This window comes from Mycobacterium arosiense ATCC BAA-1401 = DSM 45069, from assembly GCF_002086125.1.
Taxonomy (GTDB): domain Bacteria; phylum Actinomycetota; class Actinomycetes; order Mycobacteriales; family Mycobacteriaceae; genus Mycobacterium; species Mycobacterium arosiense.
This window is the reverse complement of record NZ_MVHG01000005.1, coordinates 21,946-47,318: the sequence shown is the minus strand read 5'-3', so window position 1 is coordinate 47,318 and position 25,373 is coordinate 21,946. Positions and strand designations below refer to the sequence as shown.

General features: G+C 66.3%; 26 protein-coding genes and 1 pseudogene. 17 read left to right on the top strand and 10 right to left on the bottom strand.

Features of this window, described 5'->3' with window-relative positions; translation table 11 throughout:
• Positions 1 to 84 precede the first annotated feature (84 nt).
• A complete protein-coding gene (locus BST14_RS03715; protein WP_083063242.1) occupies positions 85 to 1,593 on the top strand; it encodes a SulP family inorganic anion transporter in 1,509 nt (502 codons plus the stop codon).
• A gap of 10 nt (positions 1,594 to 1,603) precedes the next feature.
• Here the strand turns inward: BST14_RS03715 and BST14_RS03710 are convergent, their stop codons facing one another.
• The gene (locus tag BST14_RS03710) at positions 1,604 to 2,461 is read right to left on the bottom strand and encodes an LLM class F420-dependent oxidoreductase (protein ID WP_083063241.1); all 858 of its coding nucleotides are present in this window, start codon (positions 2,459 to 2,461) and stop codon (positions 1,604 to 1,606) included.
• A 164-nt stretch (positions 2,462 to 2,625) separates the two neighbouring features.
• Between BST14_RS03710 and BST14_RS03705 the strand changes: the two genes are divergently transcribed.
• Both BST14_RS03705 and BST14_RS03700 read left to right on the top strand, forming a co-directional pair.
• On the top strand, positions 2,626 to 3,549 hold the full coding sequence (locus tag BST14_RS03705; protein ID WP_438502126.1) for a 2-hydroxyacid dehydrogenase: 924 nt from the start codon (positions 2,626 to 2,628) through the stop codon (positions 3,547 to 3,549).
• 151 nt (positions 3,550 to 3,700) lie between these two features.
• Entirely contained in the window at positions 3,701 to 4,105 is a 405-nt protein-coding gene (locus tag BST14_RS03700) for an ATP-binding protein (protein WP_142279245.1), read from the top strand.
• Here the strand turns inward: BST14_RS03700 and BST14_RS03695 are convergent.
• Positions 4,089 to 5,300, bottom strand: a complete 1,212-nt coding sequence (locus tag BST14_RS03695) for a cytochrome P450 (protein ID WP_083063239.1) — start codon at positions 5,298 to 5,300, stop codon at positions 4,089 to 4,091. The two genes, BST14_RS03700 and BST14_RS03695, sit on opposite strands and share 17 nt — an antisense overlap.
• A gap of 217 nt (positions 5,301 to 5,517) precedes the next feature.
• On the opposite strand from BST14_RS03695, the gene BST14_RS03690 reads away from it, so the two are divergent.
• On the top strand, positions 5,518 to 6,339 hold the full coding sequence (locus tag BST14_RS03690; protein ID WP_083063238.1) for a formate/nitrite transporter family protein: 822 nt from the start codon (positions 5,518 to 5,520) through the stop codon (positions 6,337 to 6,339).
• A gap of 35 nt (positions 6,340 to 6,374) precedes the next feature.
• Here the strand turns inward: BST14_RS03690 and BST14_RS03685 are convergent, their stop codons facing one another.
• On the bottom strand, positions 6,375 to 7,733 hold the full coding sequence (locus BST14_RS03685) for a WS/DGAT/MGAT family O-acyltransferase (RefSeq protein WP_083063237.1): 1,359 nt from the start codon (positions 7,731 to 7,733) through the stop codon (positions 6,375 to 6,377).
• Positions 7,734 to 7,893: 160 nt separating this feature from the next.
• Between BST14_RS03685 and BST14_RS03680 the strand changes: the two genes are divergently transcribed.
• Complete coding sequence (locus BST14_RS03680; RefSeq protein ID WP_083063236.1) at positions 7,894 to 8,874, top strand: methylenetetrahydrofolate reductase; 981 nt, start codon at positions 7,894 to 7,896, stop codon at positions 8,872 to 8,874.
• 49 nt (positions 8,875 to 8,923) lie between these two features.
• Positions 8,924 to 9,679: a class I SAM-dependent methyltransferase gene (locus BST14_RS03675; RefSeq protein WP_169926045.1), complete on the top strand. Its 756-nt coding sequence runs from the start codon at positions 8,924 to 8,926 to the stop codon at positions 9,677 to 9,679.
• 160 nt (positions 9,680 to 9,839) lie between these two features.
• Here BST14_RS03675 and BST14_RS03670 read toward each other — a convergent pair whose 3' ends face one another.
• The gene (locus BST14_RS03670; RefSeq protein WP_083063235.1) at positions 9,840 to 11,174 is read right to left on the bottom strand and encodes an MFS transporter; all 1,335 of its coding nucleotides are present in this window, start codon (positions 11,172 to 11,174) and stop codon (positions 9,840 to 9,842) included.
• Between the two features lie 288 nt (positions 11,175 to 11,462).
• Entirely contained in the window at positions 11,463 to 12,038 is a 576-nt protein-coding gene (locus BST14_RS03665) for a hemerythrin domain-containing protein (protein WP_083063234.1), read from the bottom strand.
• Positions 12,039 to 12,338: 300 nt separating this feature from the next.
• On the opposite strand from BST14_RS03665, the gene BST14_RS03660 reads away from it, so the two are divergent.
• Positions 12,339 to 13,223 (top strand): cyclopropane mycolic acid synthase family methyltransferase, encoded by an 885-nt coding sequence (locus tag BST14_RS03660; RefSeq protein WP_083063233.1) that lies wholly within the window; start codon positions 12,339 to 12,341, stop codon positions 13,221 to 13,223.
• Between the two features lie 15 nt (positions 13,224 to 13,238).
• Here BST14_RS03660 and BST14_RS03655 read toward each other — a convergent pair whose 3' ends face one another.
• Complete coding sequence (locus BST14_RS03655; RefSeq protein WP_245845290.1) at positions 13,239 to 14,669, bottom strand: MFS transporter; 1,431 nt, start codon at positions 14,667 to 14,669, stop codon at positions 13,239 to 13,241.
• Between the two features lie 171 nt (positions 14,670 to 14,840).
• Between BST14_RS03655 and BST14_RS03650 the strand changes: the two genes are divergently transcribed.
• From BST14_RS03650 to BST14_RS03630, 5 genes are all read left to right on the top strand, one after another.
• Positions 14,841 to 15,605: a GntR family transcriptional regulator gene (locus tag BST14_RS03650; RefSeq protein ID WP_083063231.1), complete on the top strand. Its 765-nt coding sequence runs from the start codon at positions 14,841 to 14,843 to the stop codon at positions 15,603 to 15,605.
• Positions 15,602 to 16,309 carry a phosphonatase-like hydrolase gene (locus BST14_RS03645; RefSeq protein WP_083063230.1) on the top strand — a complete coding sequence of 236 codons (708 nt, stop codon included), beginning with the start codon at positions 15,602 to 15,604 and terminating at the stop codon, positions 16,307 to 16,309. Before BST14_RS03650 ends, BST14_RS03645 begins: the two co-directional genes overlap by 4 nt.
• 8 nt (positions 16,310 to 16,317) lie before the next feature.
• Positions 16,318 to 17,388 carry a zinc-binding dehydrogenase gene (locus tag BST14_RS03640; RefSeq protein ID WP_083063333.1) on the top strand — a complete coding sequence of 357 codons (1,071 nt, stop codon included), beginning with the start codon at positions 16,318 to 16,320 and terminating at the stop codon, positions 17,386 to 17,388.
• Positions 17,389 to 17,506: 118 nt separating this feature from the next.
• Positions 17,507 to 18,022, top strand: a complete 516-nt coding sequence (locus BST14_RS03635) for a hypothetical protein (protein ID WP_245845278.1) — start codon at positions 17,507 to 17,509, stop codon at positions 18,020 to 18,022.
• Between the two features lie 84 nt (positions 18,023 to 18,106).
• Complete coding sequence (locus tag BST14_RS03630) at positions 18,107 to 18,460, top strand: VOC family protein (RefSeq protein WP_083063228.1); 354 nt, start codon at positions 18,107 to 18,109, stop codon at positions 18,458 to 18,460.
• Positions 18,461 to 18,491: 31 nt separating this feature from the next.
• Here BST14_RS03630 and BST14_RS03625 read toward each other — a convergent pair whose 3' ends face one another.
• Positions 18,492 to 18,758 carry a YdeI/OmpD-associated family protein gene (locus tag BST14_RS03625; protein WP_083063227.1) on the bottom strand — a complete coding sequence of 89 codons (267 nt, stop codon included), beginning with the start codon at positions 18,756 to 18,758 and terminating at the stop codon, positions 18,492 to 18,494.
• Positions 18,755 to 19,648 (bottom strand): SCO6745 family protein, encoded by an 894-nt coding sequence (locus BST14_RS03620; protein ID WP_083063226.1) that lies wholly within the window; start codon positions 19,646 to 19,648, stop codon positions 18,755 to 18,757. Before BST14_RS03620 ends, BST14_RS03625 begins: the two co-directional genes overlap by 4 nt.
• Before the next feature lie 82 nt (positions 19,649 to 19,730).
• On the opposite strand from BST14_RS03620, the gene BST14_RS03615 reads away from it, so the two are divergent.
• The gene (locus tag BST14_RS03615) at positions 19,731 to 20,450 is read left to right on the top strand and encodes an NUDIX hydrolase (protein ID WP_083063225.1); all 720 of its coding nucleotides are present in this window, start codon (positions 19,731 to 19,733) and stop codon (positions 20,448 to 20,450) included.
• A 15-nt stretch (positions 20,451 to 20,465) separates the two neighbouring features.
• On the opposite strand, the gene BST14_RS03610 is transcribed toward BST14_RS03615, so the two are convergent.
• Positions 20,466 to 21,221 (bottom strand): haloacid dehalogenase type II, encoded by a 756-nt coding sequence (locus tag BST14_RS03610; RefSeq protein ID WP_083063224.1) that lies wholly within the window; start codon positions 21,219 to 21,221, stop codon positions 20,466 to 20,468.
• A gap of 64 nt (positions 21,222 to 21,285) precedes the next feature.
• Between BST14_RS03610 and BST14_RS03605 the strand changes: the two genes are divergently transcribed.
• Both BST14_RS03605 and BST14_RS03600 read left to right on the top strand, forming a co-directional pair.
• A complete protein-coding gene (locus tag BST14_RS03605) occupies positions 21,286 to 22,359 on the top strand; it encodes a ketopantoate reductase family protein (protein ID WP_245845277.1) in 1,074 nt (357 codons plus the stop codon).
• A gap of 127 nt (positions 22,360 to 22,486) precedes the next feature.
• A pseudogene (locus tag BST14_RS03600) lies at positions 22,487 to 22,897 on the top strand (SAM-dependent methyltransferase); the annotation flags it as partial.
• A 274-nt stretch (positions 22,898 to 23,171) separates the two neighbouring features.
• Here the strand turns inward: BST14_RS03600 and BST14_RS03595 are convergent.
• The gene (locus BST14_RS03595) at positions 23,172 to 23,780 is read right to left on the bottom strand and encodes a PadR family transcriptional regulator (RefSeq protein ID WP_083063223.1); all 609 of its coding nucleotides are present in this window, start codon (positions 23,778 to 23,780) and stop codon (positions 23,172 to 23,174) included.
• A gap of 121 nt (positions 23,781 to 23,901) precedes the next feature.
• On the opposite strand from BST14_RS03595, the gene BST14_RS03590 reads away from it, so the two are divergent.
• The gene (locus BST14_RS03590; protein ID WP_083063222.1) at positions 23,902 to 24,324 is read left to right on the top strand and encodes a nuclear transport factor 2 family protein; all 423 of its coding nucleotides are present in this window, start codon (positions 23,902 to 23,904) and stop codon (positions 24,322 to 24,324) included.
• 11 nt (positions 24,325 to 24,335) lie between these two features.
• Complete coding sequence (locus BST14_RS03585) at positions 24,336 to 25,373, top strand: LLM class F420-dependent oxidoreductase (RefSeq protein ID WP_083063331.1); 1,038 nt, start codon at positions 24,336 to 24,338, stop codon at positions 25,371 to 25,373.

Genomic DNA, 25,373 nt, shown 5'->3' with positions numbered 1-25,373 from the left:
CCAATTCGGGGAGGGCCGGTGCACGACGTGGAACAGCCAGGGCTAGGGGGGATAGAGGACGCGGCCTTATCACGGCTCGACCGGATGCGAGAGACGCTCCGGTACGACCTGCCGGCGTCGTTGGTGGTCTTTCTGGTGGCGCTTCCGCTGTCACTTGGCATCGCGATCGCTTCGGACGCAACGGTTCTCGCGGGGCTGATTGCGGCGGTGGTCGGAGGAGTGGTCGCCGGATGGATCGGCGGCTCTCCGCTGCAGGTGAGCGGTCCGGCCGCGGGGCTTACCGTGGTTGTTGCCGATCTGGTTTCCGAGTTCGGCTGGGCGATAACGTGTTTCATCACCGTGATCGCGGGGATACTGCAGGTCCTGTTAGGGTTCAGCAAGATCGCGCGGGCCGCGCTGGCGATCTCGCCCGTCGTGGTGCACGCCATGCTGGCCGGCATCGGAATTACCATTGCTTTGCAACAAGTACATGTATTGCTGGGCGGCGCCTCAGAAAGCTCGGCCTGGAGCAATGTCACCGGATTGCCCGCCCAGATCCTCGGCGCGCACCGCCCGGGAGTTGTCCTGGGCCTGCTGGTGATCGCGATTTTGGTTGCCTGGCGCTGGGTTCCGGCCCGGGTGGCCAGGGTCCCGGGCCCGCTGGTGGCCATCGTGGCGGTGACCGCCATCTCGATGATCTTCCCGTTCCGCGTATCCCGGATCGTTTTGGAGGGCTCTGTCGTCGAAGCACTGCGGTTGCCGTCGCTGCCGCACGGCAATTGGGGAGCCGTGGTCGTAGCCGTCATCACCGTCGCCTTGATTACCAGCGTGCAGAGTCTGTTGACCGCGGTGTCGATCGACCGGATGCACACCGGAGCGCGAACCGACTTCAACCGCGAGCTGATTGGGCAGGGCGCAGCCAACATCGCGTCGGGCGCCGTCGGCGGCCTTCCCGTCGCGGGTGTCATCGTGCGCAGCGCGGCCAACGTGAATGCCGGTGCGAAGACCCGCGCATCGACCATTCTGCATGGCATTTGGCTATTGCTCTTCGCGGTTCCCTTCGCGGGGCTCGTCGAAAAGATTCCAACGGCGGCGCTTGCCGGCCTACTCATCGTCATCGGCATCGAGCTGCTAAAGCCGGCGCATATCGAAACCGCCTTGCGCAACGGCGATCTCGCCGTCTACTTGGCGACGGTGGTCAGCGTCGTCTTCCTCAATCTGCTGCACGGTGTGATGATCGGACTCGCGCTCGCCGTCGTCGTCACCGGCTGGCGGGTGGTGCGAGCCAGGATCGAGGCCAAGCCCGATGGTGACGGATGGCACGTCGTCGTCGAAGGCGCGTGCACATTCCTGGCGCTGCCCCGGTTGACCGGCGTCTTGGCTTCCGTTCCCGAACGGACGTCGGTCACCATCCACCTGCTGACAAGCTATCTCGATCACGCAGCGCACCAAGCGATCAGCGACTGGCAGCGACGGCACTGCGCTACGGGCGGGCAGGTCCACGTCCGCGACACCGTCGAAGCGAGTGGGCCCGTGCCGAAGCCATCGAGGGCCAACCGCCGCAACGCACACCTGAGCCTGGTCGAAGAGTTGTCCGCGGCCGGGAGTCGGTAACGCCGCGGTGCTATTTGAGGTCGTTGGCGACCTGCTCCAGGGCGACCAGGTGTTCGTCGACAGTCGCGAAGCCGGCCTTCATGGTGTTCACCGACAGGTGGCTGGCCCCGGCGGCCTCCCAGGCGGCGATGCTGGCGGCGAGTTTGTCGCGGTCATCGGTCCAGCTGACCCGCCCCTCCATACCGAGGTTCGTCGGGTCACGGCCCGCGGACTCGGCCGCGCGGTTCACCTGCTCGAGCGCGTACTCCAATCCGGGGCCGGGCTCGACCATGGGGAACCAACCGTCGCCGATGCGACCGGCACGTTCGTATGCACGATCCGATGCGGCACCGAACCACACCGGTATCGGCCGCTGGATGGGCAATGGGGCCAGGCCGGCCGCGGTCACGGTGTGGTACCTGCCGTTGAACGTGACCGACCGCTCGGTCCACAGCTTGCGCATGACCTCGACCTGTTCCTCTGAGCGTTTGCCGCGATTGGTGAACGACTCGCCCAGCGCTTCGTATTCTACTGCGTTCCAGCCCAATCCGACGCCGAGCCGGAAACGGCCCCCGGTGAGCACATCTACCTCGGCGGCCTGCTTGGCCACCAGAACCGATTGGCGTTGCGGCAAAATGATGACACCGGAGACGAGTTCCAATGAGGTGACTGCGGCCAGGTAGCCGAACATGACAAACGGCTCGTGAAACGTCGAGTCGATGTCGTAAGGGCCCCGAAAGCCGTGATGCACCGCGGGGTCCGCACCGACGACGTGGTCGTAGGCGAGGATGTGGGTGAACCCCAGTTCCTCGACGCGCTGACCGTACAAGCGCAGGACGGCGGGATCCGAGCCAAGCTCGGTTTGCGGAAAGACGACTCCGATACGCATTCGCTGTGCAACCGCGGGATAGCGTGATTACTTCCCAGCGACAAAGCTCCAGCGCGACCCGGGAGGCCGCCGTTGCACTGCCGGTTGGCCGACCCGATGCCGCCATCGAGGATGATGAAGCCGTGACGGCGAAGAAGATCAGCGGGGTGCTCAGGGTCGGCGAGATGGAGCCGACGTTTTCAGAAGAGTTGTCCGCCCGGTATGAGATTCCGCAGCTTCCCGACGGTTCCGCGCGCACGCAGTTTCTGGCCGAGCATGGCGCCGATGTGCGCGTGCTGGTGACATCGGGGTCACCCGGCGTCGATGCGCACACCATGGCGGCGTTGCCCAATCTGGAGGTCATCGTCAACAACGGGGCTGGGGTGGATCTGATCGATCTGGCGGCGGCCAGGCGTCGCGGCATCGGTGTGAGCAACACCCCTGACGTGTTGTCGGACACAGTTGCCGACACCGCGGTGGGCCTGATGCTGATGACAGTGCGCCGCTTCGGCGAAGCCGATCGCTACGTGCGCGCCGGCCGCTGGGCGCGCGAGGGCTCGTTTCCCTATGCCAGGGATGTCAGCGGGCTACAGGTCGGCATCTTGGGGTTGGGCCGAATCGGTTCGGCGATCGCGACCAGGCTGCTCGGATTCGACTGTGCCATCGCCTATCACAACCGCCGCCGCATCGAGGGATCACCGTTCCGCTACGCCGAGTCGCCCGTCGAGCTCGCCGAGTCGGTGGACGTTTTGGTCATCGCCACCACGGGCGACCGCAACACACGCAAGTTGGTTGACCGCGCCGTGCTGCGGGCCCTGGGCCCCCAGGGCTACCTCATCAACATCGCGCGGGGCAGCGTGGTCGACGAGGACGCGCTGGTGGAATCGCTGGCCGCGGGAGAACTGGCAGGAGCGGGCCTGGACGTCTTCGCCGAAGAGCCGCAGGTACCGGCCGAATTGTTCGGCCTGGACAACGTTGTGCTTCTTCCCCATATCGGCAGCGCCACCGCGCGGACCCGGCGGGCCATGGCCCTGCTGGCGATCCGCAATCTCGACGGCTACCTCAGCACGGGCCAACTGGTCACACCCGTCCTGTCGCCGCGCCGTTAGCACCTGGCGCAGCGCCTTCGGCGCGGTGGCCTGGTCATACTGGACGGCAATCGATCTGTGGCCCAAGCGATACTCGCAGCAGGTTATCCCTCCAACCGCATCTGGGTATGCGGCTTTCATGGGTCCACGACCGCCGGAGACCGCCACGCCGGTGCGGCTGACGCTCGCCGGCACAGCCCGCCCCGATACGGTGGCGGAATGGCGTCGTGCGCTGCGACGGTGGCTGCAGCAAGAGGTGCACGCGCCCGAAGAAATGCGCGAGGACGTCGTCCTTGGGGTCAACGAAGCGCTGGCGAATTGCGTTGAGCACGCTTATCGCTCGCATCACCAGGTTGGTGCCATGAAACTCCAGGCCAGCTACGATCCTGAGACCGAGTCAATCAGAGTCTGCGTCAGTGACCGCGGCAGCTGGCGCAACCCCTCATCGAGGCAACCGAACGATCCGCACGCCTCGCGCGGCATCATGCTGATGCATCGGCTGTCCGATCACTGCACCATCCATGCCCGGCCTGACGGCACCAGCGTCTACCTGGATTACGCTACCGACGCGCCGTAGGCGTGAATTCGACCGGCATCTTTTCCAGACCGCTGACAAAGTTGGCCGGCCGCAGCGGAAGTGGTTCCTGCGACGCCAGCCGCATATCGGGAAGGCGTTTCAGCAATCGCTCGAGCATCGTCGACAGTTCCAGGCGTGCCAGCTGATTGCCCAGACAGAAGTGGGTCCCGAACCCGAACGCCAGATGGTTGTTGGGGTATCGGTCGATCCGGAAGTTCTCCGGATCGCCGAACACCGCCTCGTCGAAGTTCGCCGATTCGAACAGCAGGACGATCTTCTCGCCCTGTCTAAGCCGGGTACCGTGGAAGTCGGCATCCGACGTCATGGTGCGGGCCATGTTCTTCACCGGGGCGGTCCAGCGCAGCATTTCCTCGATCGCGTTGGGTAGCAGGGCCACGCCGTCGACCAGTTGCCGGTGCTGTTGCGGGTGACGCAGGATCTGCGCGGTGCCGCCGGACAGCGTGTGCCGGGTGGTCTCGTCCCCGCCGATGAGCAGCAACAACACCTCGGTGACGATCTCATGGTCGGCCAGCTTCTCGCCGTCCACCTCCGCATGTACCAACACGCTGACCAGGTCGTCGGTGGGCTCCGCCTTGCGCGCCGCAATCATGCCGGCCATGTATTCGCTGTAAGCGGCGAATGCGTCCACCGAGACCTGAAAATCCTCTTGTGCGGTCGTGCTGCTGAGCAAGGTCACCATGTCATCGGACCAGCGCAGGAACATCTGGCGTTCCTCCGGAAGCACCCCGAGCATGTCGCCGATCACCGCCATGGGAAGCGGAGCCGCCAGGTCCCAAACGAAATCGCACTCGCCCCGTTCACAGACGTTGTCGATCAGCGCGTCACACAGTGCGCCGATCGAGTGCTCCCTGTCCTTGACGCGTTTGCGGGTGAAGCCGGCGTTGACCAGCTTGCGCCGCAGCAGGTGGGCGGGATCGTCCATCGCGATCATCATCGGCGGTGCCTCCTGGTCCGGCCGGATACCGCCGGCGTTCGAGAACAATTCCGGCGCCCGCTCGGCGTCGATCACCGCCTGGTAGGTCGCCGCGGCGGCTAGACCGTTGCGGTCCCGGAAGACCGGCTCGTTCTCGCGCATCCACCGATAGACCGGCCGCGGGTCGCCCGCGTAGAAGGCGCCGTCGGTCAGATCGACGTCGGGGCGCAGCGGACTGCGCGTATCAGTAGTGCTTGGCACGGTCCAACCTTTCTCACCGTCTGCGCTGACGTACCGTGGACCTTACAGTAGGCGATGTGGTATTCCCCACAAAAGACAGCGGCGGCGGTCTGCCCGAATGGCGCCCGCTTCTGGCCGCCTTCCGCATGTGGCCTAGCTAACGCGTCTCGGCGACGGGACGGTTGGGGAAATGGGGTATAGCACCGTTCTTAGGCCGTTCAACCGCGAGGACTTCAACATGGGCCAGACCATTCGACGACAGCTCGGCAAAACCGACAGTCCAATAGAAGACGAGCTGGAGGACGCTTTCAGCAGAATGCTGAGCGAGGGTACCCAGCGGCTGCACCGTAGCTGGCGCGGTGTGCTGGTCACCGGGTTCTTCGGGGGCACCGAGGTGGCGCTCGGCGTGCTCGCTTATCTATCGGTTCTGGACGCCACCCACCGCCCCCTGCTGGCCGGATCGGCGTTTTCCATCGGCTTTTTAGCCTTGCTGCTGGGTCGCAGCGAGCTTTTTACCGAGGGCTTCATCATTCCCGTCGTCACCGTCGCGGCCAAGCGCGCGGGCCCGGCGCAACTGCTCAAACTCTGGGCGGGCACATTGTTCGCCAACCTCGTCGGCGGCTGGGTGATTATGTGGCTGATCATGACCGGCTTTCCCGAGTTGCATTCGCAGACGGTCGAATCCGCGACCCACTTCGCCGCCGCGCCGCTGTCGGCCCAGAGTGTCTGTCTGGCGGTGCTCGGCGGCATGGTGATCACGTTGATGACCCGGATGCAACACGGCACCGACTCGGTGCCCGGCAAGATCGCCGCCGCCGTGGCGGCGGCCTTCCTGCTCGCCGGGTTGCGCTTGTTCCATTCGATTCTGGATTCGCTCCTCATCTTCGGCGCGCTCATCACCGGGCAGGCGCCGTTCGGCTACCTGGACTGGCTGGGCTGGTTCGGCTACACCGTCGCAGGCAATCTGGTGGGCGGTCTATTGTTCGTGACGCTGCTGCGATTGCTGCGCAGCAAGGACCGGTTGGAGGAAGAGCGCGCCGACGCCGCTACTGCAGCGTAGGCGACGGGGCCGTTGAGCACGCGGCACAGGTTATCTCAGACGCCCGCCACGCGCTCCAGATCCTTCAAGGACGCCTCGAGGTGGCCGAGCATGCGTTGCAGGTGCGGGACGCTGCGGCGGCATCCGACCAGACCGAAGTCGAGGTTGTCCGCGTTGTTGGTCACGGTGATGTTGACGGCCTGCCCGTCGAGCGGGATCGACAGCGGATAGTTTCCGTCCAATCGCGCCCCGCGCCAATACAATTGGTCTGAGTTACCGGTCGAGACGTTCGAGATGACAATGTTGAACGGCGGGGAGGCCGCGGACAGGTAGCCCGGGATCAGACCGAAGAACAGCCCCCCGATGTTGAAGGCGGACAGGGCCAACTGCTGAACCGGGGGCAGCTGCCAGAACACCTCTTTGGTCTGGCGGATGGACGCGCTGATGATCTCCAGCCGCTTGGCCGGGTCGTCGAGATCGGTTGCGAGATTGCACAAGAAGGTCCCGACGTTGTTCCCGCCGCCGTCGTCGTCCTCCTTGCGCAGGTTCACCGGAACCATGGCGGTCAGGGGCGCGTCCGGCAGGGCGTTTTGATCGATGAGGTAGGCGCGCAGGGCCCCGGCGCACATGGCGAGCACGACGTCGTTGACCGTCACACCGGTGGCCGCCTTGACCACCTTGATGCGCTCCAGCGAATATGACTGTGCCGCTACCCGTCTGGCGCCACCGATCCGGACGTTGAACATCGAGCGGGGCGCCCGGAACGGCAGCATCAGCTGTTGTTCGAGTAGCGCTGCGCGCGCGAGCTTGAGTGTGGACGGTGCCAAGGCGAGCGCTGACCCCGCCGTGCGGCCCACGCGGTCGAAGAGGGACGGCTGTCGGCCCCGCCCACCGCGCTTGCGCGGACCAAGGTTCCACGGGACCCGCACCTCGTCGTCCTCGGGATCGGACGTGAAGGCGCGCTGCATCAGGCGGACCGCGGAGACCCCGTCCATGAGGGAGTGGTGGTACTTCGTGTAGACCGCGTAGCGGCCGTCCTGCAGGCCTTCGACGAGGTGCGCCTCCCACAGCGGACGGTGCCGGTCGAGCAGGCTGCCGTGCAGCCGGGACGCCAACTCGAGCAAGTCGCGCACTCGTCCGGGCTCGGGAAGGGCGGACCGGCGAAGGTGGTAATCGAGCTCGACGTCCCTGTCGATGGACCACGCGACGTTGGTGATGCCGCCGAAGAAGGCCGGATGCTTACGGAACGACGGCTGCACGTCCGTGCGCTCGAGCATCGCCTGATACGCGTCGCGCACGAAGTGGGGACCGGCATCATCCGGGGGTTCGAAGAGCTGCAGCGAGCCCACGTGCATCGGGTGTTCGCGTGACTCGCCGATGAGGAACAACGCGTCCATCGGTGATATCGGTTCCATTGACGTTCCCATTCCGTCCGCTGTGCCGCACATTCAGCACACGCCCTCTTCGTATTAGCCGCAGCGCACGATTGCTAATCGCGAATGACCCTCCGAAATCGTGCGGTACCGGGCGCTTGTGTGCACGATCGTTTGGGTATTGACGATCCAGGGGGTGCGAATGCCGGCGGATTCGGATTGTCCGAAGCGGATGGAGTTCGGGCCGTGCGGCGGTGTGCGCCCGGACGGACAGTGCGAGATGCGCCCGGGTCCGTGCGCTTTCGGCGACGTGGTGCCATGGTCGGGTCACCGCCCTTCACCCCGTCCCGCGCGTGCTCCGCGGGTACTCACCGACTTCAGCGCCACCCCGTTCGATCCTGACAGCATTGCGGCGACCGCGACGGCCCTGGCGCCCGGGTGCGACGCCGTCCTCGTGGGAGAACATCAGAACAAGCCCGACTTTCCGCCTACACTGATGGCGTCGCTGTTGCTCGATGCCGGTGTGACGCCATGGATCACGTTGTCGTGCCGGGACCGCAACCGCGTGGTGCTCGAGCAGGAGTTGAGGGGATTGCGCAGCATCGACGTTGAAACGGTGTTGTGTGTAACCGGAGACGGGCGCGGATACGATGTGCGCCCGGACGTTACGCAGTCTTTCGACCTCGACGGGCCTCGTCTCGTTTCGCTGGCCGCCTCGGTCGGCATGGTCGCCGCGGTAACGGAAACGCCCACCGCGCCGCCCGTACACCGTCGGCCCGCGCGTTTGGTCGAGAAGCAGCGAGCCGGAGCGAGTCTGGCTGTCCTCAATCACGTGCCCTTTCCCGACATGGTCGCCGACTTCATGAAGACAGCGCACTCGGCCGGCTTGACGATCCCGGTGATCGCGGCGGTGGCGGTATTCACCGACAGCGTCTCGGCATCGGTGCTGGAAGGCTTGCCGGGACTCGAGCTCGATCCCGCTGTGACGCAACGGGTTCTGAGCGCACCGGACCCGGTGGACGCCGGGATCGCGGCGGCGGTGGACGAGGCTCGATCGCTGCTGTCGATCGAGGGCGTCGAGGGTGTGAACGTCTCGGGGCTGGCATCCGCATCGGGCCCTCGCTTCGGCGCGGAGATCAAGGCGGAGGTGGGCCGACGCATCCGGGCGGAGGTGCCGCTATGACGCGCGCCGCCGAGGATGCAAAGCGCCGGCGATCGGCGGGAGGAGCGACATGACGGAAGCCATGGAGGCCGAGTTCGACACCATCGCCGAATGGACCGCGCAAGTCGCGGCCGAGCTCGGGCCGGAATACCACCTCCCGGCCGGCTGCCGGGGAAGCGGAAGCCCGGCCGCCCTCGACTGGCTAATCGAGCACATGAAACTGGCGCCCGATGCCACGCTGTTGGACTCCGGCGCCGGCGTCGGGGGCCCCGCGGCGTACGCCGCTCGATCGAGCGCGGTTCGGCCCGTTCTCGTCGAGCCGGAGACCGGCGCGTGCCGCGCGGCACGGAAACTTTTCGGCTTTCCGGTGGTGTGCGCGATGGGATCGGCGCTGCCGATGATGGACGCGAGTTTCGACGCCGCCTGGGCGTTGGGCGTGCTGTGCACCACCCCCGATCAACTCGCGCTGCTCACGGAGCTGCGTCGCGTAGTACGGCCGGGCGGGCGCGTCGGATTGCTCGTCTTCGTCGCGCACCGAGACATACCGCCAAATACGCTGGAGGGCAACCATTTTCCGACACCGGAGGGTTTGCGAGAGCTGCTGGTCGGGGTCGCGCTCAACGTCGAGCAGCAACTCGGCACGGGCGCCCTTCCGCCGATCGAGGACGCATGGACTGAACATGTGGACACGGTGGAGCGTGTGCTCGCCGACCGACATGGGGACACGGAGGCCTTCCAGTTGGCCGAACGTCAGAGTTCGACGATCGGTCGGTTGCTCGAAGACAAGACATTGACCGGCGAGTTGCTGGTGCTGCGTCAAGCTTGACCGATTCGGCGATGCCACCATCGCCACGATGTCGCTTTCGGCGCTGCCAATCATTGGCTCCCCCAGGGGTGCGCTAACCGATCAGCACATTGTCACCGCGTCGAAGGCCACGGGCTAGCGGCCCAGCAGGTGGCGTCCACGACGGTGCGCGGCGTGTCCGCTACCTGATGACGTCCTTGGCCAGCTCGCGGGCCTCCCGCTCGGTTTCGACGGCAGGCCCGGAGCCGAGCAACGGCTTGCCGGCGACTTCCGGGGTGAACAGCAACGTGATGGCGCCCACCACGCCGCCGAAGATCAGCATGTATGCCGGCACCATCACGTTGCCCGTGCCGGAGACCAGCGCTTGGGCGATCAGCGGGGTGACGCCGCCGACCAGGGAGATCGAGATGTTGTAGGAGATGGCCAGCGCCCCATAGCGCACGTTGGTGGGAAACAGCGCGGGCAGCATGGCCGGGCCGGTGCTGTCGAAGCACAGCTCCATCAGGCCGATCAGCAGGACGCCGATGAAGATCACCGGATACACGCCGCCGAAGCGAATGAGCAGGAATGCCGGGATGGAGGCCACGATCAGCAGCCCGCAGCCGGTCCACATGATGGGTTTGACGCCGATGCGGTCAGACAGGCCGGCCACGAGCACCACGGTGAGCATCAGGATGGCCAGTGTCGACACGATCATGACCAGCCCGGCGCTGCGCCCGACGCGCACGAACAGCCTCAGATAGGTCGGCAGATACCCGGTCAGCATGAAGTCGGCCACCTGCGAGGTCAGCACCAGCGCTGCGCAGATCAGCATCGGGCGCCACTGGGCCAGGATCGTCCGCCGAACCGGCTGCTGGCCTTGGTCGCCCGCCGCGGGTGCACCGTCGTGCGCGCTCTGGTAGGCCGAGGACTCCTTGAGCCGAAGCCGCAAGAACAGGGCGACCAGGCCGAAGGGCAGGCCCAGCAGCAGCGGAATCCGCCAGCCGTACGTCAGCATGGCGTCGTCCGGCAGCCAGGTCTGCAGGCCCGTCACCAGCAACCCGGCGAGGACGAACCCGACCAGATTGCCCATCGGCAAAAACCCGACCATCATGCCGCGTTTCTGGTCGGGGGCCTGCTCGACCAGATACGTCATCGCGCCGACGTACTCACCGCCGGTGGACAGGCCCTGAAATATTCGGGCGACGACGAGCAGGATCGGCGCCCAGATCCCGATGGTGCTGTAGGTCGGGAGCAGGCCGGTCATGGTCGTGCTGATCGTCATCATCAGGATGGTGACCACCAGCACCCGGTGTCGGCCGATGCGGTCGCCCAGCGGACCGAAGATGAACCCGCCGAGCGGACGCACCACGAAAGCAGCCGCCAGCGTGCCGAAGGTCGCGATCAGGTGGACGCCGCTGACGCTCTTGCCGGGATAGAACACCTGCGCGATCGTGGTGGCGATATAGCCGTAGACACCGAAGTCGTACCACTCCATGAAGTTGCCGATCGCGGTGCCCATGATGGTTTGCCGCATCGCCGGATCGGCGACCCTGATGTCCTTACGTGCCCATTTCCTCCGGCGGCGTCGAGTACCCATCGAATGATGGCTTACCCCAAACATTCCGGCGACCAACCAGCGGGGTCGGATAACCGCGTGTGTCGGCGTGCCGCCGCGACGGTCCGGCCGGGTGCTGGCCGCACGCGATCGCGTCCGACAAATGCCAGCTAGACGTCACTCGCGAGCGGCGACGGCGATGATGCCGCGGCGGCGCTATCGCCGGATTGGTTACTCGCGTCACGGCCCGTCAGTCGCGGCGACGGTTCATTGGCCTTTGAGGCTTCCGATGTGCAGTGAGAAGTCGGTGGGTTTGGCCGTGGACGGCTCCTCGAACTGCTCGACGTAGCGGCGGGGGTCGCGAGCCGCGATCGGCAGCCCTTCGGTGGTGGGGTGCTCGGCCATGAACTCGCTGTATTGGCGCCCGAGCGCGTCGCGAAGCCCGATGGGCGCGTTGCGGCGAAAATCCGACAGCCCCTCTCGCTCCTCTTCGCCCATGTGATCGTCGTTGGCCACCCGGGTCCGCCCGACCGCGGCCCACCACCGCTCACTGCCGATCGTGGCGGCCTTTGCGTCGCGCACGCCGTCGCGGATGTCGTTGTGATCACCGATCGCGTCGAGCGTCTCGCCCTCGGCGTCGTCACCCCCGCGCTTGAGCAACTGCGGATAGAAGATCTTTTCTTCGATGTAGGCGTGCACGTCCAGCTTGTCGGCGAGCGGACCCCATACCCGCGCCAGGGCCGCCCGGTCGTCGGGCCGGTGCGCCTGCAGGTCGTCCAACAGCGCAAACTGTTCGCGGAACCACTCGTGATCGGCAAGGATCAACATGGTGATGTCAGCCATCGCCAGAGTCCTGCCTCTCTGCGCACCGGTCGGCCGGGGCTTACCCGGTTCACCAGCTGAGGTAACAACTCGATGCGGGATCCGTCAACCGCTTCCATCCGGCTGGCTCGCGAGCTTTGGTCGAATTCTTCTGCACCGCGGGCCGTTTACCAATTTGACGCCCGCGTTCGCGGGTACAGCCGCCCTGAACAGTAACTCACTGGGCGGGCACCGCTATCCCGGCGGATACACTGGGGCCGTCAGTGCGGCGATCAGCTTCGATCGCGCCCGTTGGAAAAATAATCAGTCAGAGGTTGTGCCTTGTCCGAAAAACCCGGCGATGCCGTCAGCTTGGAACCGCATTTCGAGGACGTACAAGCGCACTACGACCTGTCCGACGAATTCTTCGCGCTCTTCCTGGACCCGACGCGGACCTATAGCTGCGCCTATTTCGAGCGCGAGGACATGTCGCTGGAAGAGGCGCAATACGCCAAGGTCGACCTCTCACTCAGCAAGCTGGGCCTGCAACCGGGCATGACGCTGCTCGACATCGGGTGCGGGTGGGGCACCACGATCGTCCGTGCGCTCGAGCGCTACGACGTCAACGTCGTCGGCCTGACGCTGAGCCGTAACCAGCAGGCCCACGTGCAGCGCCGCCTTGACAGCCATCCCTCGACGCGGTCCAAGCGGGTGCTGCTGCAGGGTTGGGAGCAGTTCGCCGAAAAGGTCGACCGCATCGTGTCGATCGGCGCATTCGAACACTTCGGACGCGACCGGTACGACGAGTTCTTCAAGAAGGCCTACGAAGCACAACCCGCCGACGGCGTCATGATGCTGCACACCATCATCAAGCCCAGCGACGAGGAGTTCGCTGACCGCGGGCTGCCCATCACCATGACAAAGCTGCGCTTCATGAAATTCATCATGGACGAGATCTTCCCGGGCGGTGACCTCCCACAAGCCAAGGGCGTCGTCGAGCACGCCGAGCGCGCCGGTTTCGGTGTCAAACTGATCCAGCCGCTGCGCCTGCACTACGCCCGCACCCTCGATACCTGGTCGGCCGCCCTACAGGCGCGCCGCGACGACGCGATCGCGATCCAGTCCGAAGAGGTCTACGACCGGTACATGAAGTACCTGACCGGATGCGCGGACCTGTTCCGGGAGGGCTACACCGACGTCGCGCAGTTCACCCTGACCAAGGGCTGACCGCGCGTTCTGACATCAAAGCGAAAGCCCTGTGGGCGAAAAGGTTTCGGCCTTCACGCCGGTTGGCGCGCGTTCGAGGTGCAGGTCGTCACTGACGTCGTCGAGCGCCAGCCCCGCCGGTTCGCGTACAAAGGCGGTCGTGGCGATCCCCGCTGCGTAGCAGCAGAATCCCAGCAGGGTCACCGCTCGCAGCCCGGCTGTGCTGAGCAGGAGCGGCACGAAAAGCGCACCCAGGAAAGCCCCGACTTTGGCGACTGCGGAGGAAAGGCCGTGGAGTGTGCTGCGAACGCTTGTGGGATAGGACTCCGCCGCGAGAAGCATGGTGGTGTAGTTGGGTCCGAAGGCGACGCCGAACAAAGACATGCCGAACACGATCGCGAACGGCACCACCGAGGCGCTGATGATCGGGAAGGCCGTTATCAACAACATCGCCAACGCGCATATACCAAACCCGAGCGCTTGCAACCTGCGTCGTGGTATCCGATCGAGCACCAGCAGGCCGGCGATCGCTCCGCCGAGACCGAAGCAGATGACCAGCACGGCGTTCAGGGCGATGTTGGACACCACGTTGCCGTGGGGCGTGATGTGTTTGATGAGCAATGGTTGGCTGACATAGGTGCCATATACGGCGACATTGAAGAAGAACCAGCTGCCCGCAGTGCCCACCAGCATGGTGAGGACTTTCCGGTGAGACAGTCCGGCCGGGATCTTGGCGGCAGGCGTCGGGACAACGGCAGGCGAGGTGAACGTCGCGCGCGAGTGGGCAAAGGTCGCAAAGTCTTTCAGTGCCTGCTGTTCGTCGCCGCGCTCGGCGGTCCAGCGCGGTGACTCTGGCATGTGGCGCCGCTGATACAGCACCAACAGGGACGGTATGACGCCCATTGCGAGTATCAGTCGCCAGGCGATGTGGTCGGGAACGCCGACGGCCAGCACGAGCAGGCTGACAAGATATGCCGCGACTTGGCCGAAGACATAGAAGATGAAGGTCAGGCCAACCAATTGGCCGCGGTTTCGCCGATTGGCGTATTCGGCCATGATGACGCCGCTGGCGGGATAGTCGCCGCCGATCCCGATTCCGAGTATCAGGCGCGCGATGAGCAGGATCGTGAAATTGGGCGCGATCGCGGAGAGCAGCGCTCCAATGATCATCAAGACCGCTTCGAACCCGTAGACTCGGCGGCGGCCCAGCATGTCGCCGAGGCGCCCGAAGGCAATGGCGCCCAACGCGACTGCCAGCAGCGTCGAACTCGTCAGCATCGAAATCTGCCCGCCGGTGAGGTGGAACTGCGGAGTGGCCAGCAGGGTTACCGTGCCGATCACGTTGAGATCGTATGAGTCCGTGAAGAAACCGGCGCCGGCGGTCGCCGCGGCCTTGAAGTGGAAGATGTCGAGCTTTGCGTCGTCGATCGACTGGGCGACTCTCGCATGCGCCGTTCCGGCGGGCATGGCGTCACGCCGGAATCCAAGACTTGTCATGATAAGTACCGTCCACCACACGGTAGATACAAGTCAACGACGTACCGCCATTTATGGCTAAGTTCAATCATTGGTAACTTCAGGGACATTCATCGCCTTCAGTCCCGATATCCAGGGGCGCCAACATGTATAGTCAAGTTTATGGCAATGGCGCTGCACGAGATGATCGCCGACAGCCTGCGGGAGCAGATCCGGGTCGGAGAGCTGCCCGTGGGTGCCGAGCTTCCGTCGGAATCCCAACTCTGTAACCGGTGGAAGGCGTCTCGCGGTCCTGTCCGTCAGGCGCTGGCCACGCTGCGGGCCGAGGGTGTCATCGCCGGCGGCCGCGGGAAGCGGCCGATCGTCCGTACGGCGTCGGTCGGCCAGCCGATCGACACGTTGCTGTCTTATTCCGCGTGGGCCCATTCGATCGGGCGCACGCCCGGACAGCGCACCCTCGAATTGGCCTGGCGCAGAGCCGACGAACACGCGGCGGCGGTGCTGCACACCGACGAGGGGGCCCCGGTCGTGCAAATGTTGCGGTTGCGCTATCTCGACGGCGAGCCCGCGATGCTGGAGCGGGCGACCTTCGTCGAGCACGTCGGTCGCCGGCTGTTCGACTTCGATTGCGACTCGGGATCGTTATGGGCCTACCTGCTGTCGCAGGGCGTGCGGTTCTCGACCGCCTCGCACGTTATCGACGCTGTCGCAGCCGACCCGGTCGATGCCGCGTATCTCTCTGTGGCGCAAGGTGATCCGCTGCTGAGGCAGCAGCGTAGTACTCGAGGGGCCGATGGCGAGGTCATCGAGTACCACGACGACCGGTATCTGCCGGCCATGGTCAGCTTCACGCTCGAGAACACCTTGGACGCGCGCTGCGCCCTGAGCCGAAACGCCAGGCCCGGATCGGAGGCCGACGGCAGATGACTACCCGGCTCGAACTGGCCGTCCTGGACATGGCCGGCACCACCGTCGACGAGGGTCAGCAGGTCTACCGGGTTCTCGCCGAAACGGCGATCGCCTACGGTGCGTCGCCGTCCGAGGCCGACATCGCCCGCTGGCACGGCGCGGCAAAGCACGAGGCGCTGCGTGCGCTGCTCACTCCCTCAGGTGGTGCCCCGCCGAACGCGGACCTGCTGGACGCCGTCGTCGCTGATTTCCGCAGCCGGCTGACGGCCGCCTACGCGACCTCCCCGCCGCGCCCGCTGCCCGGCGTCACCGACGCGATGGCCACATTGCGGTCCGACGGTATCCGGATCGCCCTCACCACCGGGTTCGACCGTGACATCGTGAATTCGCTGCTAGCCGCTCTGGGCTGGGAGGGTGATTCGACGGTGGACGAGGTCGTATGCGGCAGCGACGTAGCGGCCGGACGCCCGGCGCCCTTCATGATCTTTCGGGCCATGGAGAACCTCGGTGTCACCGACGTGTCCCGTGTGCTCGTTGCAGGGGACACTCCGCGCGACCTACAAGCCGGAACCAACTCGGGTGCGGCGTTCGTCGTCGGGGTTCTGTCCGGGGCCGGCAACGCAGTCGAGCTCGGCAGGTATCGACACACCCATCTGCTCGCGTCCGTGGCTGACCTACCCGCGCTCCTCGAGGTGAGCAACACCGCGCCCAGCGCCTCGTGATGCGGCCGATGCCGAAGCCCTCGCACGCTGACGACCGGATCACGCACACCCTGGCGGCCGTCTGGCGTGGCGGCGCCGGCATCTCGGTGGAATCGGTGCCTGTTCCCCCGTTAAGTCCGGGCGATGTCTTGGTGCGAGTCCGGCTCGCCACGGTGTGCGGTAGCGACAGGCACACGGTGTGTGGACGGCGCCGGCAGCCATGTCCTTCGATCCTGGGCCACGAGGCCGTCGGTGAAATCGTGGCGTTGGGCGCCGGCCGGCCTCGGGCCGTAGACAGCCGGATTTTGTCCGTCGGGCAGCGTGTCATCTGGTGCGTGACGTTGCCTTGCGGCGCCTGCGACCGGTGTCTTGCGGGCGTCACGGCGAAGTGCCGCGTCGTGCGCAAGGCAGGCCACGAGGCATTGGACTCCGAATGGGGGCTGTCCGGGGGCTACGCCCAGCATGTAGTGCTGCCCCGCGGTTTGCCCATCGCGGTGGTCGACGACGACCTCATTGACGCGGTCGCCGCACCTGCGGCGTGTGCGACGGCCACCGTCATGGCCGTCATCGAACGCGCGGGAGGCCTGGACGGCCGACGAGTCCTCGTGCTCGGCGCCGGCATGCTCGGCCTTTCTGCGGTCGCTGCCGCTGTGTCCGGTGGCGCCGCGGAGGTGACGGCGGTCGATCCGGACGTTGCCAGAAGGCAGCTGGCGCGCAGATTCGGTGCCGGCGCTGCGCGAGATTCGGCGTCCGGAACCGGCGCGTGCGACGTATTGCTGGATCTGGCCGGCGCGCCGGCAACGTTGGAACGCGGGCTGGCCGCCCTCGACGTCCAAGGGGTAGCCGTCCTCGCGGGTTCTGTCACGCCGAACGCGGCCGTGGCGGTCGACGCCGAATCGGTGGTGCGCCGCCAACTGTCCATCCTGGGCGTGCACAACTACGAACCGCGGCACCTGACGGCGGCGCTGAGCTTTTTGCGGCGCACGCGCGAGCGATTCCCCTGGCCCGAGTTGGTCGCCGGCCCGGGGTCACTTGCCGACGTCGGCGCCCTACTGACTGCACCCGCCGGACCTGCGCCTCGGTACTCGATAGCGCCGTGATACAGCCGGTGGCAGCGCAGCTGGGTTTACCCCGCCAAAGCCGCGGGTAATTTACCGCAACAAGCTGTTTCGGTGGGCGCCGATGTCCTTTGGTGCAACGCCGCTGGAAGGACTGACCGTGAGCGCCAAACACCGCATGCCGGAGCCACCGGAGGAAAAGCCCTCGCCGACCGATCGTGCTCGGTGGCGTGGCCTCTCGGGTGCCGCCGCGATGTGCGACGTCGTCTCCGCTTCGCTGTTGGGCGCCGCGTGCCTGATGGCGCTGGTGCTCAACGGCGGCCAACCCGAGAAGCGCGCTGTTGCTGCCGAACTTGAACCGCCGGCCATCTCGCAGCCGGTGAGTCAGGAAGGCATCGTGGTCGCCGTGTCGGCGGACTCGGTGACCATGCGCAGCGCCGACGGGCATGTGCAGACGTATGGCTTCACCCCGAACACCACCGTCGTCAACCACTGCAACGGCCAACCCGTCACCGCCGCACCGCGTTTCACGGTGAACGACAAAGTCGTTGTGGTGGGCACGATCGAGGGCGGCAAGGCGCTGGCTACCGCCGTGGCCTACCGCGGTGCGGGGCATGGCGGCGCGCCGCCGATGGATTACCTTGACGGCCAATCGCTTCCGTCCGGCGCCGCCTGATCCAGCTGCGGTCAATCGGGCATGGCTCGCCGCGCGAACCGACGGTGGCCTAGTCTGGTAGCGACCCCGGACATAGGAGGCGCCGTGAGCGAGCACGAAGCGAAGATGATCATCTTGTCGACCGACGACCTGGACGAGTCGATCCGGTTCTACAGCGAAACCCTGGGCATGACGCTGAAGTTTCGCGATGGCGCGCACTTCGCGGCCCTCGACGCCGGGCCGGTCACGCTGGCGCTGGCGACCGCGGTGGACCATCCCATCCCCGGGCAGGTCGTGGTCGGGATCAAGACCGCCGACGTCGACGCCGCGGCGAAGGCCGTCGAGGCCAGCGGTGGGGGCATCGTGAAGGGCCCCTACGACGATGCCCACGAACGACGAGCCGTGGTCTACGACAACAAGGGCAACGGCCTGGTCTTCTACAAACCGCTGGTCAAGTAGTTGCGCCCGTGCCCAGAGTGCCGATGCGGCACTACTTCCCGGTGCGCTCGCGGTGCTTGCAGCCCGGCCAGCAGCACGGCCGGCGCTTACCCTCTTGCAGCTCCTCCTGGGTCCGGCGGATGCGGCGCTGCCGGGTCACCGGCTGCTTGGCATCCTCGACCCAACAGATGAACTCGTTTCGGGCCAACGGCGTGATGTCCTTCCAGGCGGCAAGCGCGGTGGCGTTGCCGATCAACGCGTCGCGCAGATCCGCGGGCAATTCGTGCACCACGCCGCCGGGCAGCCGCTGGCCGCTCATTTGCCCGCCAAATGCGCGCTGTCGTCGTGCAATTCGTCGCGGCGCAACGTCATCGGGGTGAGGGCGGGGACGTCGCCCGCTGCGACCACGGCGCGGGTGATCGGGGTGAGTGCTGAGAACAACGTCTCCACCTCGTCGTCGCTGAGGGGATCGAGCGCGGACAGGGCCAGCGTGTCGGTCATCAGTTCGATGTGGTCCTTCAGTTGGCGTCCGGCCAGGGTCAGCGCTCCCTCTCCGTCGAGCAGCCCCCGCTCAGCGAGTCGTTGCTCGTGGTGACGCCAGGACGCCTCGTCGTAGTCACGGGTGCGGGCGATGTAGTCGCGAGAGACGTTGCCGGCCGCGGCATGTAAGACGTTCGATTCCCGGCCGGAGATACCGGCCGCGGCGAGCACGGCCACGTGCGCGTCGCCCCGCTGTTCGCGCAGCAGCGTCGTGGCGTGCCACAGCGCGGACAATGGGTCGTCCGGCCAGGGCAACGCCAGATTCGCCGCGAACAGCGGACGCGCATCCAGCGGCGCGTGGCGGGCGGCCTTGCCGGCCAGTTCCGCTGCGACGCGGACGTTCTCGTCTGGCCCGAGCCCGTAGCGGCGTAGCGCCGCCACCGCGGATTCCTGCCGGGCTTGCAACGCGGCCTGCGGGCCCGCGACTTCCCATGCCGCCGGCAGCGCCTTGGCGACCCGTTCGGGTGCGAAGTTGTAGAAGATCGCCGTGACCAACTCCCGGGGTGCCGTGCCCAACGGCGCAGAGCGGGCCGCGAAATAGCCCATCCAAAAACCCCGATAACCCAGCGCGTCCAACGCCGCCCGTGATTCGGGCGCAAAGTACGTCACCGCGTGCACCGGTTCGTAGCGATCGAAGAAGCGTCGGGCCAGCACCGGTTGTCGTCGCATGCACGCAGTTAACCACTGGCGTCCGGCCGCGACCAAGCACGGACCGGCACGGCGGGAAAACGCCTCAGCTTAGGCTCGATGCGTGACCATCCCCTATGACCAGGCCCTGCGCGAGCGGATACGGAACCATCTGGCCGGCCACAGCCGCCGCGAGGCGACCGACCCGACGAAGCGGCACGCGGCCGTGGCGGTGGTGCTCGTCGACTCCGAAGTGGGGGAGGACCGGGTGGATCCGGTGGCAGTGGACGACTGGAATGCCGGCCGCCCGCCGCCCGCGGCCCACCTGGACGGCCGCATGGTCGATGTCTCCGGGGGCGCCGCGTTCCTGCTGTGCCGCAGGGCATCTCGCCTCAGCACGCACGCGGCACAGTGGGCTCTGCCCGGCGGCCGACTCGACCCGGGCGAAACAGCGGTCGATGCGGCGCTGCGCGAGCTACGCGAGGAGGTCGGCGTTGAGCTGCCCGATTCGACCGTCCTGGGCCTGCTCGATGACTACCCGACCCGATCCGGTTACGTGATCACGCCGGTGGTGCTCTGGGGCGACGGACGGCTCGAGCTACATCCCGCGCCCGACGAGGTGGTGGCCGTTTATCGAGTCGGGTTACACCAACTCCAGCGCGACGATTCGCCACGGTTCATCACCATCCCGGAAAGCCCACGACCGGTCGTGCAGATCCCGCTGGGCAACGACCTCATCCACGCACCGACCGGCGCCGTGCTGCTGCAGCTGCGGTGGCTGGGCCTGGAAGGGCGGGGCGATCCGGTCGACGGGCTGGAACAACCGGTGTTCGCGTGGAAGTAGCTCGAGCGCAACCTTTCACCGCGGACCGGCTGCACCGAACAGCAAGCCGGCCAATTCGCGCAGCGATGTGCCCGAGACGTCCCAGGCGCCGGTGGACTCGACCTGCGGTTGCCGGCCCGGGCCGTATTCGTCCGGCCGCGCGACGTAACCGGTAGCCAGCCCGCTGTTCTGGGCGGCCTCGAGGTCGGAGGGGTGGGCCGCGATGAGCATCACTTCAGCCGGTTCCAGACCGAGGAAACGTGCGGGAGCGTGGTACGCACGCGGATCGGGCTTGTACGCCTTTTCGATATCGGAACCGAGCACCACGTCCCATGGCAAGCCGGCGTACTTTGCCATATCCACCAGCAGTCCGGTGTTGCCGTTGGACAGCGGCCCGACAATGACATGTCGCTTCATGGCCGCGATGCTGTCAACGCTGTCCGGCCACGGCGGCAGCCAGCGCCACGACCGGGCGAGTGCCTCCACCTCGCCGCCGGGCAGCGCTTCGGCAGCGGCGCCGAACTTCTCCAGTGATGCGAGGAGGTTCTCTCGATGCAGAACATCCAGAGACACGAAATCCCGTCGCCCCGAACGGATCTCGGACATCGAGGGCAGATATCGACTTCGCCATTCGATTGCGAACGCGTCCGGATCGAGGCCGATGTGGTGGCGTTGCGCGAACCGTCCCACCGACGCGGCGATTCCAGACCGCCAATCGACGACGGTTCCGAAGGTATCAAACAGGACGGCACGCACGGCCCGGCTGGTCGACGGCGATCGGTATTCGGTCATTCCTCAGGTTAACGCCGCGGCCGGCGGCGCAGCCGGGCACAGACACGTAATCTCGCCGTTGGGCATGGCAACTTCAGGGGAGGGCGTGGCGATGGTGGAGCGGGACGATCGCCGATACGTGATCATTGGTGCCGGAGCCATCGGCGGCACGCTGGGCGGATTGCTGGCGAGGGCTGGGACGTCCACCGTCTTGGTTGCGCGCGGGCGGCATGCCGAGGTGCTGGCGGCCGATGGGTTGACGCTGAGGACCCCGGACGGCAAGTGGCGCACACCGGTCACGGTCGCGTCACGGCCCGAGCAGGTGCAACTGACCGAGCGCGACGTGCTGGTCTTCGCGACCAAAACCCAGCAAATCGACGCGGCCTTGCATGAGTGGGTCGACCGCCCGGTAGGCGGAACGCGGGGCACCGCAGGTGAAATGCTGCCGGCGATGACCGCGCTCAATGGTGTTGCCGCCGAGGAGAAAGCGCTTCGCTACTTCGCTCGGGTTTTCGGCATCTGTGTGTGGTTGCCGGCCGTGCACGTCGAACCCGGGGAAGTGATCGTGCGGTCCTGGCCCGTGGCCGGCCAGTTCCACATCGCACGGTGGCCCGCGGGAGCGGGCGAGGCGACCGACGCCGACCTGCTGACCGGCCTCGCCGAAGCCTGGACCGACGCGGGCATCCGGACGCGAATCACATCCGACGTGGCCCCGTGGAAGTACAACAAGTTGTTGAGCAACCTGGGGAACGGTGTGGGGGCGCTGACCGCCGGAGCGACCGATGCCGGCGAAATCCTCGCCGCCCTACGCGCCGAAGGTGAGGACGTGTTGCGCCATGCGGGAATCGAATTCGTGCCCGTCGAGACCTCGAACGCGGTGCGGACGGATGGTCCGACCATCCGCCCGGTTCCGGGCTGGGACAACGGCCCCAGCAACTCCACGTGGCAATCGTTGCGCCGCAACACCGGCAACGTGGAGACGGATTTCTTCAACGGCGAGATCGCCCGGATCGCACACCGGCACGGCACCACGGCTCCGCTGAATGCCGCGGTTGCGCGCGCCGTGCGCGTCGCGGTGCGCGATGGCGCGGGTCCGGGGGGCTATTCCGCGTCACAGTTGAGCGAACTGCTCGGCATCGCCGCGGGCGCCTCGTCGTAAGACCGATCGTGGCGCCCCAACCGGTTGACGTACGATATCGTTAGCCGTGCGAACTATGTCGTGACGCGCCTGGTTGATGACTTGATGGGAGGCTGTTGTGGCCCGAAGTGCCGGCGATACCTGAGACATCGTGACGAGTGTCGGTTTCACCGCGTTGGCTGTGTGTGCCGCGCGTGCCCTCGACGCCGGACTGCAGCCGCCGTTGGCCGACGACGACTTCGCCGCCGGCTTCGTGGCCGCCGCCGGTGAGCCGAATTTGATTGCGGCGGTGGGCAAGAAGGACATGAATAGCGCCGCGGCCTTCAACGCAGAGTGGGTGGGGGTCCGCACCCGTTTCTTCGACGAGTTCTTCGCCGATGCCGCTCGGTCCGGCACCGGCCAGGCGGTCATTCTGGCGGCCGGGTTGGATTCTCGCGCCTACCGGCTGCAGTGGCCCGCCGGCCATACGGTGTTCGAAGTCGATCAACCCCGGGTGCTCGAGTTCAAGCAGCGGGTCCTCGATCAGCGCGGCGCCGCGCCGTCGACGCGGCGGGTCACGGCGCCTTGAGGAAAGGGCCGCCATGACAGAACACTTGCGCGCTTACAACAGTCTTTGGCAGGTCCGCAGCGATTCCTGGTGCCGGCTGGAGGAGGCCGCCGACCGGCTGACCCGCCCGACCACCACCGGGGCACACAAGCACAAGTGGGCGAGCGCCTGCCTGGAGTTGGAGGTCGGCCACGACGAATCGCTGGGTCGACAACATCCCGGCGACGCGCTCACCACGCCCGCCCCGCCCGGCGGAAGCGCTGTCGCCCAGGTGGGGCGTCCGAGCTCACCGGCGAGTAACAGTCCGTCCACGCCGGGGACGCACGGTGTGCGCAGCGTCGGTCGACAGGCGACGTTCGACGATGGTCAGCGCGCGTTCGGCCCATCGAATGTTCTCCTCTTCGAACAAGATTCCGCGCATCAGCGTCAGGTAGGGGCCAACCCGCTCGGTCTGTGCCAGGTACTCGGCTTCGCTGAGCCCGTCCAGCATCCGGCTTCGCAACCGCTCATAACGTTGCTCTTTGGCGCTCGCCCAGCGCAGCCGGTCGCGGATGAACTCGCGAACGGCCTCCATGTCGCCGGCGTCGGCGGCTTGAACCTTGACCAGTAGCTCATCGCGGATCACCGAAGGCTTCGGCGCCCTGGTCGTGAACTGCCGGATCGCGTCGCGGCCGGCCTCGGTCAGCGAGAACATCCGCTTGTTGGGCCGGCGTTCCTGTTGCACGACCCGGGCCCGGATGAGGCCCTGCTCGGCGAGCCGGTCGAGTTCGCGATACAGCTGCTGTGGGGTGGCCGGCCAGAAGTTGGCGACCGACGCGTCGAAGCCTTTGGCCAGGTCGTATCCGGACGATTCGCCCTCGAGGAGGGCGGCCAATACCGCGTCACGCAGCGACATCGGTCGATGCTACAACGAGGCGATTATTCAACAAAGTGACCAACCGCACCCTGGACATCCCGCAACGGGCGCCCTAGCGTCGAACCCACCTACTCAATTAATTGACTATGCGAGGTCGCTCATGCACCCCTTCCGCAAGGCCGTCGAAGAGCGCGACAAGGAGGCCATCGCGGCGATGCTCGCCGACACCGTGGTCTTCACCAGCCCGGTGGCGTTCAAGCCCTACGTCGGCAAGCCGATCACCGCCGCCATCCTGCGCGGTGTATTGCGGATCTTCGAGGACTTCCGCTATATCCGCGAGATTCACGACACCGGCGGTCGCGATCACGCTTTCGTGTTCGAAACCGGGATAGTCGGAGCACCGGGGGTGCAGATCACCGGATGCGACTTCCTGCACTTCGACGATGACGGGCTCATCGACGACTTCATGGTGATGGTGCGGCCGCTGTCGGGCGCGACGGCCCTGTCCGAGGCGATGGGCGCCCAATTCGGTCGAATCCAGCAGGAGGCGCTCGAATTGGCCAATCAATCCGGCACCGCGTAAAAGTAATGACCATGCGGATTGGACTGAGCATCAACTATGCGGGCGGCTTCAAGGACGTCGCCGGTGAGGTGGCCGACCTGGAGCGCGCCGGACTGGACATTGTCTTTGTGCCCGAGGCATATTCGTTCGACGCGGTGAGCGCGCTGGGTTACCTGGCCGCCAGCACCGAGCGGGTTGGGCTGGCCTCGGGCATCCTTCAGCTCTACACCCGAACACCCACCCTGACCGCGATGACCGCCGCCGGCCTGGACTACGTCTCCGACGGGCGGTTCACCCTCGGCCTGGGCGCCTCGGGTCCGCAGGTCATCGAGGGGTTTCACGGCGTTCCCTACGACGCCCCGATCGGCCGGACTCGCGAAGTCATTGAGATCTGCCGCCAGGTGTGGCGACGCGAGACCGTGCAACACCAGGGCAAGCATTACACGATTCCGCTGCCCGCTGACCAGGGCACCGGGCTCGGCAAACCGCTCAAGCTCATCAATTCCCCTGTCCGAGAGCGTATCCCGATTCTGCTGGCCGCGTTGGGGCCCAAGAATGTCGAACTGGCCGCCGAGATCGCGGAGGGGTGGCAACCGATCTTTTACCTGCCGGAAAAGGCGCAGGACGTGTGGGGGGATGCCCTGGCCGCCGGCCGAGCCAAGCGCGACCCCGACCTGGGTGAGCTCGACATCTATGCCGGTCCGGTCCTGGCCATCGGCGAAAACGTCGAGCCGTTAAGGGAATCCGTCAAATCGCACCTGGCTCTCTACATCGGCGGGATGGGCGCCAAGGGCAAGAACTTCTATCATGCCCTGGCCACCAAATACGGCTACGGCCCGCAGGCCGACCGGATTCAGGAGTTGTATCTGGCCGGTGACAAGGACGGCGCCGCCAAGGTCGTGCCCGACGATCTGGTGCGCGACGTCAACCTGATCGGTACCCGCGGATTCGTCAAGGAGCGCCTGGCGGCGTTCCGGGAGGCGGGGGTCACCACGCTCAACGTGGCGCCCATCGCGTCGACGACGGCCGAGCGCATCAGGCTGATTGAGACATTGCGCGACCTGGTTTGA